Raw genomic sequence first — 15,286 nt, forward strand, 5'->3', positions numbered from 1 at the left:
GGATGTGATCTTTTTCTGTTTTAACAGTGTTGCGTGTTTTCTCTCCCGTATTTTTTCAATGCATATGTTCGGATGTATAGTGTAATAAAGCTCGATGACTATTGCTCTGAGTGTAATGAATAGTGGACTGGTCAAGGTTTGTTAGAGTCGGCTATGGCATGCTGTGCGCGGCTACTAATATGTAATCGGTAACAAGTTGGTGTGTTGTGTATTTAATTGTCGTATATGCAGCTTGTTACTTCTGTAGTTTGTAATGGTTTCTGGCTTGGTGTTTTGGCGTTTTTCATTATTTACTTTTCATTCAATTTAATCCGTCAAGGAAGATCGAATGTACGAATATAATGAGTCCGTTATTGATACAGCTTCGTCCGCTGTCGATAATCAGTCTGAAGTAATTACAACCTACCTGGAAGTTGGAAAAATCTTGCCGCACAAGTTTGGCGATTTTGGTGGAGCAATGTCTTGGCCAATTCCATTGACGACTGCTGAACAAAAAGAAGTCTTGCAAGTCACCAGCCTGTATCTGGACAGCCTCGATCACATTTCGACACCCGGGGCAGGAGTGCTGGATTATTTGAACAGTGAAAATCCTCTTTCAGATACGGCACTCCGGGATCCGTCCTCGGCATTGGCAACACTGATTACCGGTTCCCGTGGGCAAGCGCTGGGGCAAGCGATACAAACCCGTCTGAACGCAATAGCTACGGATGTCAGCATCAGTGAATACACCATGGCCGGCATTCATTTGAGCCTGCATCAGGGTGAGATTGATCGTCCGACGCGCACCACCACTGCGGGTTTTGATCTGCTGGATGAAAAGCTCTGGGGCAAACCTGCTTCGGCGGTATTCGATCGTCTTGTTGATTACTTGACCAACGCAGGCTTGAGCAGCTCCAGGTTGGCCGGATTGGCCGCCAACTTGTTACTCGCGCGCAAGGCGCCCGAATGCCTTATCGAGAAGCTGCCCGACAGTTTGAAATACGGCAGCGCGGCATGGGTCAACCTGACTGTTGCAGCGCGGACGATTGAAGTTCACACGCCCGGCAAAGTCCCGCAAATGACATTTGCCCAAGTCATGGCCAGCGCGGACAGCGCTGCAATGATCGACCCACAAGTCGCTCCGCCGGTCCATGCCGCCGCTTTGGCGGACTGGGGTGTGATCAAGGGTGTGATCAAAAAAAACCACGAGGAGCATTACACTCTCGACGAACTGGACAAAGTCAAAACGCAGTTCAATCAGCAACTGACCGACCGCCTCAATATTTCGATCCTGTTGAACAGCGAACTCCCAAACCGCAAAGCAATCGCGCTGACCAGGCTCAAGGCGACGTTCAAGGGTGACGTCCCTTTTGAAGAGCGGCTTCTGGAGCAGCCAGCGGCAGATCCGAGCGGTTTGTACCCGACGCTCAATGGCAGATATTCCCTGCTGGACATCGTGATGATGGGAGGACCTCCTTACTACCGATGGACTACTCGTGATCCACGCTTGCGTCCGCTTCTTGACGAAATCAACACGCCCCTCGAACTGGGCGTAAAAGATATCTTTCAAACGCAGTTCGACAGTGCACTCCGCAACATCAAGGAAGGCGCTCGCCTGAGCGTAAAACATCTGGTAGCCGAGTTACCGCTGAAGGACAGAAAAAGTCTCGAATATGGCAATGTCTCGTTCTATCAGCATAAGACTTATAGGCTCAATCTGGATTTCTTTGGCAAAAAACTGGAATCCACACGTAGCGCCCTGACAATGAAAGTCGAGTGGGACGGTGACACAAAACTCTATGAAATTGATTTGAAGCGCAGCGTTATCGAGAGCAAACCTTATGACCCGGCGGAGCCCGTAAAGCGCGTCAATCCCTTGGTCCCGAGCCTCATATACACGATCGAACCCATGGATCTGACTGACAAATCGAAAGCCGGGAAGCTGTCTCCACAACCCGTCAATGATTCGTTACCGCTCAACAGTTATTCCAGCGAGAGAACCGAACTGATCGCCCAGGCCTTCGTTCAACATCTGGACCTGGATAACGAGGACATTCTGCAGGCAGCCAAAGGCCAGACGACTCAAGAGCGGGAAGACGCGGTCACGCAGAAGGTAATCGATTTCGTGGTTGACTTGGTTCCCTTCAAGTCAGCCATTACCAACTTTATAAAAGGAAACTATTTCGACGGTGCGGTGGATCTGTTCTTCGATGCCTTGGGATTCATTACCGCCGGAGCGTCGACCGCAGCCAAACTGACTCAGGTCGTGGGCAGGACCGCTTCGGCAATCAGCCGGGGACTCCGGGCCGCGAGGATAATCGGAGCATTCGTCATTGGCGAACTCAATCCGTTCAGTGGTTTGCCCGCTCTGGCGGTGGCAGGAAGTAAGCTGTTAGGAAAAGGGCTCGGCTTGGTAGGTGCCTTCGCCGTACGACAACTCGACAAATTGCGCAATGCGCCGGATGGCTTCAAGTTTCTCCACGCAGTGGGCCAACAGCATGGGCCTACCCTGATAGGTACCTTCAAGGTAGGTGAACAAACTATCGACAGTGTGGGCGTGCTGAAAAATGACAATTGGTATCAGTACAACATTGATACCAGTCAACTTTATGGCCCTCCGAGAGAGTTCACGGCGCGTGGGGTCAGTTGGGGAGGGACGCTGGGCAGTGAGGCCAACTCCCGTGTCTACGTTGGCTTTTATCACAACATTGAATTTGCGAAAAACCCGAGAAATATTGCTGATTTCAATCATGGCTACCTCGAAGGTCGGTTATTGGATATCAGTGGCTATCGACCGAGAATGAAGTTTGATGATCTGATTGATCTGGCATCGGAACCCGGGCTCACGCCAACAGAGATAGGCGCTCTGACAAAAGAACTGAAAACAAGAATGATTCAGGACGCCAAGTATTCTTCCGCGCTGCTTGTTCAGGATGTGAAGGGCGTAAATGTCAAAGTCACTGCCTATTCGCAAGGGCATTATCTGGCGCACGTCAATATGGTTTCCAAAGGTCAGTGCGCAGGGCTTTCAAACGCGATGGCACTGGCCATTCTCAAAGGCAATGAAGACAAGCTGATGGAGAACCTGTCCAAGGCGGCCAAGATGCCCTACAGTCCTGACGCCACAAAATTTATCTCCAACCTGGAGCAGTTCCACAATACGGTGAATAACAAATACACCTTTCATATGGGCGCACCCCGCACAAAAATGGATGCTGACGATATTATCGAAGCACTGGAAACTTCTCCGAATTCGAAAATTCTACGACTGACCAGTAAAGACCATGCAATGCTTGCAGCAATAAGAGTCAGGAACGGTAAACCCGAGTGGCTTTTTTACGAACCCAATTCCGGATTAGTGAAGTTTGCCACTCCAGAAGCCATGAAGGAGGGTTTGCATAAAGCATTGGAAAGCGGAGCGTTGAGCGTTACGTTCAATACCTATGGGAGCAAGCGTGCTGGTCGTGATTTCAATGTCAGCGAGTTTCATCCCGCCGACATCGACAATGGTTTCATCAGTCGCAACCATGTTGAAGATCTCTCATCCTTCGAGTTGCCTGATCCTGACGTACTGATTGCGGTTAACGTCGTCGCCTGAAACATTAGTTGCAACCGGGCAATGCAATGCAAAGTGCGAGCGTTTGGCGTTGCAGGTCGGAAAACCCGATAGCAAAAAAGATCGCAGCCTCGGGCAGCGCTTCAACGTCTTTGTGGGCTTGGTGAAGTGCTGACCGTTGGTCGCAATCAGCCCTGTACCTGTAATTTCTGACAGTAGACCACCAGCGTGTAATGACCTAGGTTGGCTGTTCGCCAAAAACGGCTTTGGCAAGGAACCGAGATGAAAGGATTCTCTGCATTGACTGTGATCGGCCTCGCCGATGGACTGATTCACTGGCAGATATTTTTTGTCCTGTTCACCGCCGCGGGGCTGACGCAGGCTGCCAGTAATTTCACCGCGTTTTGCGTGGCCGCGGCGTTCTCGTTTTACGTGAATGTGCTGTATACCTTCGAGCGCAATACGTCGCTGCTCCGCTACCTGTTGTTTATCGGCGGCATGGGCGGAGTGAGTTTTGCCATCGGCGCTATTGCCGATGCGCAGCATTGGCATGGATTGGCCACAGTGGTGTCTTTCACACTGTTCAATCTGTCGTCGGGCTACCTTTTTTTCCGGTTTGTCTTGTTGCGCCAAAATCAGCAGTAACGCGCCGGTCCGTTGCGCAGACCGGCGCATTGGCCGTTACGCGGCCGCGACTTCCTGCGGCTCAAAACTGTCCGCCCGCGCCATCTGCCACATCCGCGAATAGAACTCGCCGTTGACTTCCCCGGTGAGCAATTCCCCCGGTTTCAGGAACACGTGCAACTGCGAAAACAGTTTGATCTCGGTCGCCGACATGCGCCGTACCAGATGCTTGGCCGACAGTTGTGATGGATGTTCAAGCCCGGCCGCTGCGAGCATTTCCGCCAGAGCCTTCAAGGTATTGCGGTGGAAGTTGAACACGCGCTGCGCTTTGTCCGGCACCACCAGCGCACGTTGGCGCAAAGCGTCCTGAGTGGCCACGCCGGTCGGGCATTTGTTGGTGTGGCAGCTTTGCGACTGGATGCAGCCGATGGCAAACATGAAGCCGCGTGCGGAGTTGGCCCAGTCGGCGCCGATGGCCAGCACGCTGGCGATGTCGAAGGCGCTGACGATCTTGCCGCTGGCGCCGAGTTTGATCTTGTCGCGCAGGTTCAGGCCGACCAGGGTGTTGTGGACAAACAGCAGGCCTTCGCGCATCGGCACGCCGATGTGGTCGGTGAATTCGACCGGGGCGGCGCCGGTGCCACCTTCCTTGCCGTCGACAACGATGAAGTCCGGGAGGATGCCGGTTTCCAGCATGGCTTTGGCGATGCCCATGAATTCCCACGGATGGCCAAGGCAGAACTTGAAACCCACCGGTTTGCCGCCGGACAGCTCACGCAATTGCTGAATGAACTGCATCATTTCCAGCGGTGTGGAAAACGCGCTATGGCGCGACGGCGAGACGCAGTCTTCGCCCATCAGGATCCCACGGGTTTCGGCGATTTCCTTGGTGACTTTGTGCTTGGGCAGGATGCCGCCGTGGCCGGGTTTGGCGCCCTGGCTCATCTTGATTTCAATCATCCGCACCTGCGGATTCTGCGCCTGGGTAGCGAAGCGTTCCGGGTCGAAACGGCCGTCGCTGGTGCGGCAACCGAAGTAGCCGCTACCCAGTTCCCAGGTCAGGTCACCGCCATGTTCGCGGTGATACGGGCTGATGCTGCCTTCACCGGTGTCGTGGGCAAAGTTGCCGAGTTTTGCGCCTTGGTTGAGTGCGCGAATAGCGTTGGCACTGAGCGAGCCGAAGCTCATCGCCGAGATGTTGAACACCGAGGCCGAGTACGGCTGGCTGCACTGCGGGCCGCCGACGGTGACGCGGAAACTGCTCGGGTCGCTCAGCGGCGCTGGGCGCATCGAGTGGCCGATGAATTCGAAACCGGATTGATAGACATCGATCAGCGTGCCGAACGGCTTGTCAGCGGTTTCGTTTTTCGCTCGTGAATACACCAGCGAACGTTGCGCGCGGGAGAAGGGCAGGGCATCGCTGTCGGACTCCAGCAAATACTGGCGAATTTCCGGGCGAATGCCTTCGACCAAATAACGAATGTTGCCGAGGATCGGGTAATTGCGGCGCACGGCGTGCGGGCTTTGCAGCAGGTCGAACAGACCGATCAGGCTCAGCACGCCGGTGACCGCAGTGATTGGCCACAGCCAGTCATGTTCGAGGAAAGGCAGGCTGGCGAGGGTAAATATCACGCAGACGGCAAAGAAGGCGTAGCGGCTCAGGAGTGACAGGCTCATACGGTTTCCTTGGTTCGGACTCGGAATAATCAGCGAAGATTCAGGGATAAACACATTCCCCTGTAGGAGTGAGCCTGCTCGCGATAGCGGTATATCAGCTACAAATGATTTGACTGACCCGACGCCATCGCGAGCAGGCTCACTCCTACATGAGGCAACTTCACCAAACGATCAGGCGTTTTGCGCCTGAAGAAAAATCGAAAACAGCTCGGACTGGGATTTGATCCCCAGCTTGCTGTACATGTGTTTCTTATGGACTTTCACGGTTTCTACGGAGATTTCCAGCTTACGGGCGATTTCTTTACTGGAGCAACCGCTGAGCATCAAACGCCCTACATCCAGCTCGCGGGCGGTCAGTTGCGCACCTTTGAGTTGTCGCACCGACGCCTCCAGTTGCACCCGCCAGTCTGCCCGGACAGGGGCGGCGGCGAGGGCCACGGTTTCGTTGATCTCATAGGGTAGTCGTTGGCGCAGCAGGCCCAGCACCCAAGGCTGGATCAATGACAGCAAGGCGATGTGTTCGCCAGTGAAACGTTTTTCACTGCCTAGCGACAGACACAGCGTGCGATCACCTTCGAGCTGACAATTGAACTGGATTTCGTCGGCCACGACATTCAGACGAAAGTATCGCTGGTAATACTCGGTCAGTTCGAAATGCTCCGGCGCCACCTCGGACAAGCGATACAGACCGGTGCGCGTTTGCTCGCGACAGGCGATGTAGAACGGGTCGAGCAGGTACAGGCCGCGCAGATAATCCTGAAACAACGGGTCAGGGCTGCCGTCTGCGCCCGGGCATTCGGCGAAGACCTGCGGGTGTTGATCGGCGCTGAACAGCAGCACCACCCAGCTATCGAACGGCACGTACTGATCGAGCAGTCGCACCAGTTGCGCCCAGAAGTTCGGCTTGTCCAGCGCGTCGATCAATTGCCCGACGGCGCGGTGCCAGGTGATGTCGTCAAACGAAAGTGTCATCGATCTACCCCTATCGGGTTACCCCGGCCGCGTAATTCCCTGGCCGCTCGCTTGCTGCGCATACTGGCCCACAGACAGCCACCGGGCAATCTTTCAGCGCCCGACGCTCATAACAAGGAACTCCCATGAAAGTCGAACTCGCCCAACTGGCGGGCCGTGACAATGCCACGGCATATAACCTCGAACGCGCACTGGCAGCGATCGCCGCGTGCGCTGCCGACACGCAATTGATCGTGTTCCCGGAAACCCACCTGATGGGCTTCCCGACGGCCGAGACCGTGGCGCAAACCGCCGAATCCGTCGACGGCCCGACTGTCAGCGCCGTGTTGGCCGCAGCGCGCAAACGCAATATCGCTGTGGTGATCGGCATGGCCGAGAACGACCACGGTCGCTTCTACAACACCACGCTGCTGATTACTCCTGAAGGCATCGCCCTGAAATACCGCAAGACGCATTTGTGGGCGTCGGATCGCGGCGTGTTCGAGGCCGGCGACCGCTACGTCACCTGCGAGTGGAACGGTGTGCGCGTTGGCCTGCTGATCTGCTACGACATCGAGTTTCCGGAGTCGGCCCGTGCCCTCGCGCAACTCGGTGCCGAGTTGCTGATCGTGACCAACGGCAACATGGACCCGTACGCGCCGACTCACCGCACCGCGATCATGGCCCGTGCCCAGGAGAATCAGGCCTTTGCGTTGATGGTCAATCGCGTGGAGGCGGGGGATGACGGTTTGATGTTTGCCGGCGGCAGTGCGCTGGTCGATCCGCTGGGCGCGCTGTTGTTCGAGGCCGGACGGGAAGAAGGGACGTTCTGCGTTGAGCTGGATTTCGCGCGGTTAGAGATTGCGCGCAGGGATTACCGCTATCTGGATGATCAGCGCTTGAAGTTGCCGGGGGAAGTGGTGGAGCACGGCGATGGTGTTCGCGAGTTGCTGATTCCACGCCGTTGACCGATGCCCTCACCCTAGCCCTCTCCCGGGGGGAGAGGGGACTGACCGAGTTGATTGTTCGAGGTACGCCGACCTGACGGATCCAGTCGCACTCAGGGTTTGAAACTGCGAGTTCAAGTTCTACTCAGGAGTTGAAACCCATGGATATCGGCTCCCTTCCCCCACTACCCCCTGGGGGAGAGGGCTGGGGTGAGGGGGAAAAGATTTCAAGCCGAACAAAAAACTCAAACAACACCAGAACAACAAAGCCACACCCGAAAACATTCGCCGAACCCGGCTCTGCCATAAATCCAATAAAATTCGGAGTAAGTCGCCCATGGCTCGTTTGCAACGCACCCTTTCATTAGGGTCGGTGGTGCTGTTCGGCATCGCCTACATGACGCCGATCATTGTCCTCGGCACCTTCGGCATCCTCGCCCAATCGACCGCCGGCATGGTGCCCGCCGCGTATCTGGCGGCACTGATCGCGATGTTCTTCACCGCCATGAGCTACGGCCGCATGGCTGCCGCATTCCCGGTCGCCGGTTCCGCTTACAGCTACGTACGCAAGGCGATCAGCCCGAAACTCGGCTTTATCGCCGGTTGGGCAGTCTTGCTCGATTACCTGTTTCTGCCGATGGCGATCTGGCTGATCGGCGCGGCGTATCTGGCCTCGGCATTCCCGTCGATCCCGCAATGGATCTGGGTGCTGGCGTTCATCGGCATCACCAGCGCAATCAACATCATTGGCCTGAAACTGGCCAACGGCATCAATGCCTTGTTGATGCTGGTGCAATTCCTCGTGCTGATCGCTTTCGTCGCGCTGTGCGTGCACTACATCGGGGGCGATGCGAGCACGCCATTGTGGTCGATCAAACCGTTCTTCAGCGGCGACATGCACATGCCGCTGATCATGAGCGGCGCGGCGATTGCCTGCTATTCGTTCCTCGGTTTCGATGCGGTCAGTACCTTGACCGAAGAAACCCGCGACCCACGCCGCACCATCCCGCGGGCGATCATGTTGATCACCTTGATCGGCGGGCTGATCTTCGTCGGCGTTTCGTACTTTGTGCAGATAGCGCACCCGTCGTTCCAGTTCGACAGCGTCGATTCGGCGGCCTATGAAATTGCCCGCAACATCGGTGGCGACCTGTTTGTGTCGATCTTCCTGATTGGTCTGATTGTCGGCCAGTTCGCTTCAGGGCTGTCGGCACAGGCCAGCGGTTCGCGACTGTTGTTCGCCATGGGCCGTGACGGCGTTCTGCCGAAGTCGTTCTTCGGCACCTTGCACACGCGCTTCGGCACGCCGGTCAACAGCATCCTGCTCTGCGCCGTGGTGGCGTTGCTGGCGCTGAAACTTGACGTGACCACTTCGACCTCCTTCATCAACTTCGGCGCGTTCCTGGCTTTCAGCCTGGTCAACCTGTCGGTGATTTTCCATTACTGGATCGGCGGCGAGAAAAAAGGCCTGCGTGAGCTGGTGCTGTTTTTGCTCTTCCCGTTCATTGGTCTGGTCGCGGATCTGTGGCTGATGGTCAGCCTCGATCATCTGGCGGTGTATCTAGGCCTGAGCTGGCTGGTGATCGGCGTGGTGTATCTGGCGGTGCTCACTGGTGGTTTCCGCCGGCAGCCGCCGGAGATGGATTTCCAGGAAGCGAGCTGAACCTTGCGGCTTGGCATACCGTTGACCGACATGTGATCCTTGGCGCTTTTGCGCCAAGGATTTTTCGTATGTCGACTGCTTCCACGATTCGTATTGCCGCCGCATTGTTGCTCAACACTCAAGGGCAGACCCTGCTGGTGCGCAAACGCGGGACCACGGCGTTCATGCAACCGGGCGGCAAGATCGAAGCGCACGAGTTGCCGGTGCACGCACTGGCGCGTGAGCTGGAAGAGGAGCTGGGTTTGCAGATCGATCCTGCGCAGGCGGCATTTCTCGGGCAGTTTTCCGCTCCCGCCGCCAATGAGCCGGGGTGCGTTGTGCAAGCGCAAATCTTTCAACTGACGATCGACACTGACGTCATGCCGGCGGCGGAAATCGAAGAGGTGATCTGGGTCGATCCGGCCACTGATCCTGAAGTCGATCTGGCACCATTGACACGCGACCTGATCCTGCCGTTTTATCGCAACTCGCTAAGCGCAATCGCCTGATCATCCACGCAAAGGACTTTGCCATGATCCCGTTGCAAGACCTGCTGATTTTCGCCGCTGCTGCACTGCTGATGGTGCTGACGCCGGGGCCGAACATGATCTACCTGATCTCGCGTTCGATCTGTCAGGGACGCAAGGCCGGGGTCACGTCGTTGCTCGGCGTGGTGGCGGGGTTCTTTGTGCATCTGTTTGCGGCGGCGGCTGGTTTGACGGCGGTGTTCCTCGCGGTGCCGATGGCCTACGAAGTGCTCAAGTGGGCCGGCGCGCTGTACCTGCTGTGGCTGGCCTGGCAAGCGCTGAAACCGGGGGCGCGCTCGCCGTTCGAAGCGCAGCAGTTGCCGGCGGACTCGTCGCGCAAGCTGATCACCATGGGCTTTCTCACCAGTGCGCTGAACCCGAAAATCGCCGTGTTCTACCTTTCGGTATTCCCGCAATTCATCACGCCAGAACACGGCTCGGTGTTCACCCAAAGCATCATTCTCGGCCTCACCCAGATCAGCGTCAGTTTCTGCGTGAATTTGCTGATCGCACTGTTCGCGGCGGGCATTGCTTCGTGGTTTGTGCGCAACCCGACATGGCTGGTACTGCAGCGTTATTTCATGGGCTTCGTGTTGGCTGGTCTGGCCGTGCGCCTGATGTTTGAGCAACGCAGGACGGCGTGAGCATGTGGATCGAACGGCTGGACGCCAGCCATGCCCTGGCATACCGGGAACTGATGCTCGAAGCCTATGACCGTCATCCGCAGGCCTTCACCTCAAGCGTGCGCGAACGCGCGGTGATGCCATTGAGCTGGTGGGAAGGGCGCCTGACCAGCAAACTCGATGTGGTGCTTGGCGCGTTTGAAGCCGGTACGTTGGCCGGCATAGTCGGCCTGGCGTTGGAGCCTCGGGAAAAGGCTCGTCACAAGGCCACGTTGTTCGGCATGTACGTGTCGGCGGATTTTCGCCAGCATGGCCTGGGCCATGAACTGGTGCAGGCGGCCATTGCCGAAGCGCAAAACCATCCGGCGCTGAAACTGCTCCAGCTCACCGTCACCGCCGGCAATGACGCCGCGTTCAACCTCTACCAGCGCTGCGGCTTCATCCAGTTCGGCCTCGAACCATTGGCGGTGCGGGTGGGTGAAGACTACTTCGACAAGATCCATATGTGGCGTGAATTACCTTGAGAGGGGGGCTAGATCAAAAGATCGCAGCCTTCGGCAGCTCCTACACTGATCTCTGTAGGAGCTGCCGAAGGCTGCGATCTTTTGATTTTTAGCGTCAGCGCACGGCGCTGACACCATCAAGGGTCGAGAACGACGTGTCCTTCGCCGTCAGCAGAAAATCACGCATGTACGGTGCATCGAGCATGTCGGTACGAATCGCCGCATACAACGTTGCAAACAAACCCTTTTCCCCCAGCCGTTTACCCTTCACATATCCGCGCGAGCTGTACTCGTGCAGCGCCCAGTGCGGCATGCCGCAGACGCCACGGCCGCTGGCGACCAGTTGCATCATCATCACCGTCAGTTCCGAGGTGCGTACTTGGGCCGGCTCAATGTCGGCCGGTTCCAGGAAGCGCGTGAAGATGTCGAGGCGGTCGCGTTCCACCGGGTAGGTGATCAGCGTTTCCGTGAGCAAATCTTCGGGGACGATGTACGGTTTGCTCGCCAGTGCATGCTGATTGGCCACGGCCAGCATGGCTTCATAAGTGAACAGCGGCACATAGGTGATGCCAGCGATTTCCAGTGGATCAGACGTCACTACCAGATCCAGATCGCCACGGGCCAAGGCCGGCAGCGGCGCGAAGGCGAAGCCCGAGGCGAGGTCGAGTTCGACTTCCGGCCAGGCATCGCGGAACTGGTCGATGGTCGGCATCAGCCACTGGAAGCAGCTGTGGCATTCGATGGCCATGTGCAAGCGCCCGGCGGTGCCACCGGCCAGACGACCGATATCCCGTTCGGCGGCTCGCAGCAGCGGCAGGGTTGCGTCGGCCAGTTGCAGCAGGCGCAAACCGGCGCTGGTGAAACGCACCGGTTTGGTCTTGCGCACGAACAACGCCATGCCCAGACGTTCCTCCAATTCCTTGAACTGATGGGACAAAGCCGATTGCGTCAGGTGCAGCCGGTCGGCGGCATCGACCAGGCTGTCGGCTTCGCGCAGGGCATGCAGGGTTTTCAGGTGGCGGATTTCAAGCACCGATGGCTCCATGAGTAAAACTTGTGGTAAGCACTAAAAGGTTGAGTTTGTCTCATGATTGCCTGGCTGTCGACAAAAGGGTTTATAGAACCTGAAGCGCCATGAGGGGCTGCGAATGCTGAGGCTTACCGCAAAAAAAACGCGCTGAGGCAACGTCTCAGCGCGTTTTTACTGTGCATTGCGAGTTCCCGTTTTCGCTGGTTTCACGCCGACGGTGGGTTAGTCAGCTGTTGCACCAGCAAATTGAAGATCAGGAAATCGTTTCCGTCTGGAGTGCCTTGATGGCTGACTATCTCAAACAATGCTGTGGCGGAATTGGCGGTGAAGTCGCCCTGCAAGGTGTAATTCTGTTGTCTGCCAAGCGTGAACAACGGTGTATTTAGCATATTGCCCGCGCGCAAATTTATTACGGGCAAATGCCGCCCTCCCGACCCCGTAAAATCGCCTACTTGCGCTACGAAGCGATAGCTTGCTCCGACAACAAGCTGCAAATATTTGTACAGAATGGCTCCGGCATAGTTACGGCCCGCAGGTGTGATGTTCCAGAACGCCTGTGTATAGGTATGGGCCGCGAGGTATCCAGTTGCGCCACCTGGCCCAATACTCCAGCCGTTGAAGCCGCCGACGAAGCTGGTGTCGTCATAAAGATCCGGGCGAATGGTGACAACCCAGGGAGCGGATATCAGTTGCCCATCGGGAGTTTTCGCCGTTAATACATGGCGACCCAATCCGATATTGACGTTCGTACGCCAAAGTCCTGAAGACTCCACATCAAAAATACCTAACAGGTTGTCGCCGTTGAACAAATGAACTTTGCTTGCGGGCGTTGCCGTGCCGACCAATTGTGGTGACGTGGCATCGCAGGCACCACCGTTCGCAACGGGCCCGGTAATGGCGCCCTGATTGTCTATTAATTGTGTGATCGCCGGTCTCGCCAGTATTTGCGTTTTGATCGTCAATTCACGCACAGGGAAAAAGGTATCGACGCCGCCCCGATCACTGTAGTTGGCGACTGACAGGCCGAAGACCTGTGTGCCGTCTTTATATTTTTTCAGTTCTTCCCGACTGATCGTTCCCTTCAAGCCTTCTCGCTCATGGGTGGCGTTGATCACGGCATCGAAAAGCATGATGACGTGCTCGTCATCGCTCATGGCAACGCGCATACGGGTACCGATGGCTTGAAACAGGTACGGCGGCAATATCCAGTGTGCGTCGCCGCTGAAGTTATTGAGGTCGAGTACGCCTCCCTTGGCTTCCTCGATGCTCATTTGCGGGAAGTTGATTTGCGGGTTGGCGACGGGGAGTACCTCATAGCGGCTGACACCGGAAGGCTGGTCGGGTTTGCCACTCTCGGTTTTCACACAACTGATTTTGATGTAACTGCCAATATTGGCGGGGATAGCCGTCGGCGGCAGGTCGAATAGCAGTTCACCACTGTTGTTACCCGGTTTTGACGTAATGACCGGGCTGCCGAAACCTGCACGCCCTCTGATCGTCAGGGTGTAGGTTTTTCTCGGATTCATGGCCGGGTCGCTGACCCGCACGGTCGCGGTGTTGCGAGTGTCCAGTGGCTGAACCCGATTTCCGGGCAGTGCTTGTACCAGGAGTGGAGCCGGTAATTCGGCTGCGGCGCCGATAGTGATTTTCAGCGATCCGGACTGCACCACGGTTTTGCCGGGATTTTCGATCTTGTAAAGCACGGTCAGCGGGCAGCTCTCGAACCGGTCGATGTATTCGCCGGTTACGGTAAAGATCACAGGTTGCGTGATGTCATTGATGATCTGGCTAAAGATGTACAGGTTCTCGACACCATTGGACAAGGTGACTTGCCAATACAGGCTTACGGTCGCTCCCTCGAGCAGCGGCCAGTAGGTGGGGATGTGCACATGGGCCGGCGAGGTGTCAGCGGGCAGTTCGTTACCTTGCTGTTCCTCAATGGTGGGAGCCGCGGCGGGGAGGGACGTGCCGCTGATGGTGACTGTGGTGCATTTTGAATGCTGCGTGATGCCACCGCTCAACTTGGTGTAACTGAGTACCATCGACGCACGGATGCCGTTCTGAATGAACGAATTCTCAAGAGGAATTCGCAGCGAACGTGATGTGCCTTTCACGTCCTCTTTGATAATGCGCTCCAGCCGATCACCCACCGAGGTAAACAGGACAACGGTAAGGTTGATAATGTCACCGGACTTGAACTGACCCGTGATCACTACGGTTGCCGACCCGCCGTCCAGTGCGTCGTGATCGAGATTGTCTTCGGCATCCGATTCATCAACCAATGGTGCTGCGAGCAACACCGTGTTCGGCTTCAAGGCAAGCGAAACGGCCGATGACCAGCCGCTGCCGTTTTCCACGATATCGACAATCTCGTAAGTGATCGCCACCTTGTCGGTGTCGGGCAATGTTTTTAGAAATCCCGGTGTCAGTTCAAACAGCACATCACCCAATGCAGTCACTTCCAGGCTCAGTTCGCGCGGGCCTATCGCCAGGTAGATCAAATCGCCGATGGCTTGGTACAAATACTGCGGAATCGTGACGAACATGCCGTTTTCAATAACGGTTTTGTCGATGACGGTTTCCGAGGGCACTGGCAGAGCCAGTCCCTGGTTGTTCGGCAGGTCGTGTCGGGTATCGAGTTCGCCGGGATCAAAAGGTTTGTACAGGAGCGGCAGGGGAGGGAAGTTTCGCTCGTTCTCGCTAACCCGCTGAATGCTGCAGAAGAGCTCAAGCGTTTCGGGAATCGGCACAGGCGTCGCATACATCTGTTCGAGAAACGCGACTGGAATATAAAACGGTACCAGTTGGTTTATATACGCGCCAACGGGAAAAGGTCCGGCAACCAGCGTTGGACGGGTCCCAAGGTACACACGCAACTGGTCGGTGCTGTCCATGTTCAGGTACGGAAAAATATAGCCGAGCAAACCTCGGCGGTCGCTGTTGACCATGTTTCGGTTAACGCCAGCGATATCCCCGGACAGCGACTTGTAACCTGGAATGAATGGAGGGTAATCCGTCAGAATTCTTACCGGATCCGGGTCGGTGGAGAAAATCAGCACTTGCGTCAGGTTATTGCTATTGGTTGACAAGTCGTTCATTTCCGGTGACTCCCTGTGGGATTGAAGCGCTCAATATTCAGCTACGGCTCTGAACCCTGATATTGAGCACTGCGGAAATTGTCTTGCCTACTGTCATACCTGACAGGTTGGACACATTGCCCGATGAGC

General features: G+C 56.2%; 11 protein-coding genes. 7 read left to right on the forward strand and 4 right to left on the reverse strand.

The features are described 5' to 3' along the window. Nucleotides 1-328: 328 nt before the first annotated feature. On the forward strand, nt 329-3,577 hold the full coding sequence (locus ACI514_RS01380; RefSeq protein ID WP_405122953.1) for a hypothetical protein: 3,249 nt from the start codon (nt 329-331) through the stop codon (nt 3,575-3,577). Nucleotides 3,578-3,817: 240 nt separating this feature from the next. Beyond that, nucleotides 3,818-4,180, forward strand: a complete 363-nt coding sequence (locus tag ACI514_RS01385) for a polysaccharide synthesis protein GtrA (RefSeq protein ID WP_160060134.1) — start codon at nt 3,818-3,820, stop codon at nt 4,178-4,180. A 36-nt stretch (nt 4,181-4,216) separates the two neighbouring features. Here ACI514_RS01385 and ACI514_RS01390 read toward each other — a convergent pair whose 3' ends face one another. Next, a complete protein-coding gene (locus ACI514_RS01390; RefSeq protein WP_405122954.1) occupies nt 4,217-5,836 on the reverse strand; it encodes an FMN-binding glutamate synthase family protein in 1,620 nt (539 codons plus the stop codon). Between the two features lie 171 nt (nt 5,837-6,007). Continuing rightward, nucleotides 6,008-6,808, reverse strand: coding sequence for a response regulator transcription factor (locus ACI514_RS01395; protein ID WP_405122955.1), 801 nt, complete (start codon nt 6,806-6,808; stop codon nt 6,008-6,010). A gap of 125 nt (nt 6,809-6,933) precedes the next feature. On the opposite strand from ACI514_RS01395, the gene ACI514_RS01400 reads away from it, so the two are divergent. From ACI514_RS01400 to ACI514_RS01420, 5 genes are all read left to right on the forward strand, one after another. Then, nucleotides 6,934-7,755 (forward strand): carbon-nitrogen hydrolase family protein, encoded by an 822-nt coding sequence (locus ACI514_RS01400; RefSeq protein ID WP_160059273.1) that lies wholly within the window; start codon nt 6,934-6,936, stop codon nt 7,753-7,755. 316 nt (nt 7,756-8,071) lie between these two features. After that, on the forward strand, nt 8,072-9,397 hold the full coding sequence (locus ACI514_RS01405; RefSeq protein WP_160059272.1) for an APC family permease: 1,326 nt from the start codon (nt 8,072-8,074) through the stop codon (nt 9,395-9,397). A 68-nt stretch (nt 9,398-9,465) separates the two neighbouring features. Next, the gene (locus tag ACI514_RS01410; RefSeq protein WP_160059271.1) at nt 9,466-9,885 is read left to right on the forward strand and encodes an NUDIX domain-containing protein; all 420 of its coding nucleotides are present in this window, start codon (nt 9,466-9,468) and stop codon (nt 9,883-9,885) included. A 23-nt stretch (nt 9,886-9,908) separates the two neighbouring features. Further along, nucleotides 9,909-10,547 (forward strand): LysE family translocator, encoded by a 639-nt coding sequence (locus ACI514_RS01415; protein ID WP_405122956.1) that lies wholly within the window; start codon nt 9,909-9,911, stop codon nt 10,545-10,547. Between the two features lie 2 nt (nt 10,548-10,549). After that, nucleotides 10,550-11,050, forward strand: a complete 501-nt coding sequence (locus tag ACI514_RS01420; protein ID WP_160059269.1) for a GNAT family N-acetyltransferase — start codon at nt 10,550-10,552, stop codon at nt 11,048-11,050. A 94-nt stretch (nt 11,051-11,144) separates the two neighbouring features. Here the strand turns inward: ACI514_RS01420 and metR are convergent, their stop codons facing one another. Beyond that, nucleotides 11,145-12,062 carry a transcriptional regulator MetR gene (gene metR / locus ACI514_RS01425; RefSeq protein WP_007916739.1) on the reverse strand — a complete coding sequence of 306 codons (918 nt, stop codon included), beginning with the start codon at nt 12,060-12,062 and terminating at the stop codon, nt 11,145-11,147. A 203-nt stretch (nt 12,063-12,265) separates the two neighbouring features. Beyond that, nucleotides 12,266-15,157, reverse strand: coding sequence for a hypothetical protein (locus tag ACI514_RS01430; RefSeq protein ID WP_405122957.1), 2,892 nt, complete (start codon nt 15,155-15,157; stop codon nt 12,266-12,268). Nucleotides 15,158-15,286: the final 129 nt, after the last annotated feature.

It is taken from the genome of Pseudomonas sp. M20 (genome assembly GCF_045037865.1).
GTDB lineage: Bacteria > Pseudomonadota > Gammaproteobacteria > Pseudomonadales > Pseudomonadaceae > Aquipseudomonas.

Coding starts and splice junctions, on each gene's coding strand:
- ACI514_RS01380 (WP_405122953.1), top strand. CDS start 329: ATGTACGAATATAATGAGTCCGTTATTGATACAGCTTCGTCCGCTGTC.
- ACI514_RS01385 (WP_160060134.1), top strand. CDS start 3,818: ATGAAAGGATTCTCTGCATTGACTGTGATCGGCCTCGCCGATGGACTG.
- ACI514_RS01390 (WP_405122954.1), bottom strand. CDS start 5,836: ATGAGCCTGTCACTCCTGAGCCGCTACGCCTTCTTTGCCGTCTGCGTG.
- ACI514_RS01395 (WP_405122955.1), bottom strand. CDS start 6,808: ATGACACTTTCGTTTGACGACATCACCTGGCACCGCGCCGTCGGGCAA.
- ACI514_RS01400 (WP_160059273.1), top strand. CDS start 6,934: ATGAAAGTCGAACTCGCCCAACTGGCGGGCCGTGACAATGCCACGGCA.
- ACI514_RS01405 (WP_160059272.1), top strand. CDS start 8,072: ATGGCTCGTTTGCAACGCACCCTTTCATTAGGGTCGGTGGTGCTGTTC.
- ACI514_RS01410 (WP_160059271.1), top strand. CDS start 9,466: ATGTCGACTGCTTCCACGATTCGTATTGCCGCCGCATTGTTGCTCAAC.
- ACI514_RS01415 (WP_405122956.1), top strand. CDS start 9,909: ATGATCCCGTTGCAAGACCTGCTGATTTTCGCCGCTGCTGCACTGCTG.
- ACI514_RS01420 (WP_160059269.1), top strand. CDS start 10,550: ATGTGGATCGAACGGCTGGACGCCAGCCATGCCCTGGCATACCGGGAA.
- ACI514_RS01430 (WP_405122957.1), bottom strand. CDS start 15,157: ATGAACGACTTGTCAACCAATAGCAATAACCTGACGCAAGTGCTGATT.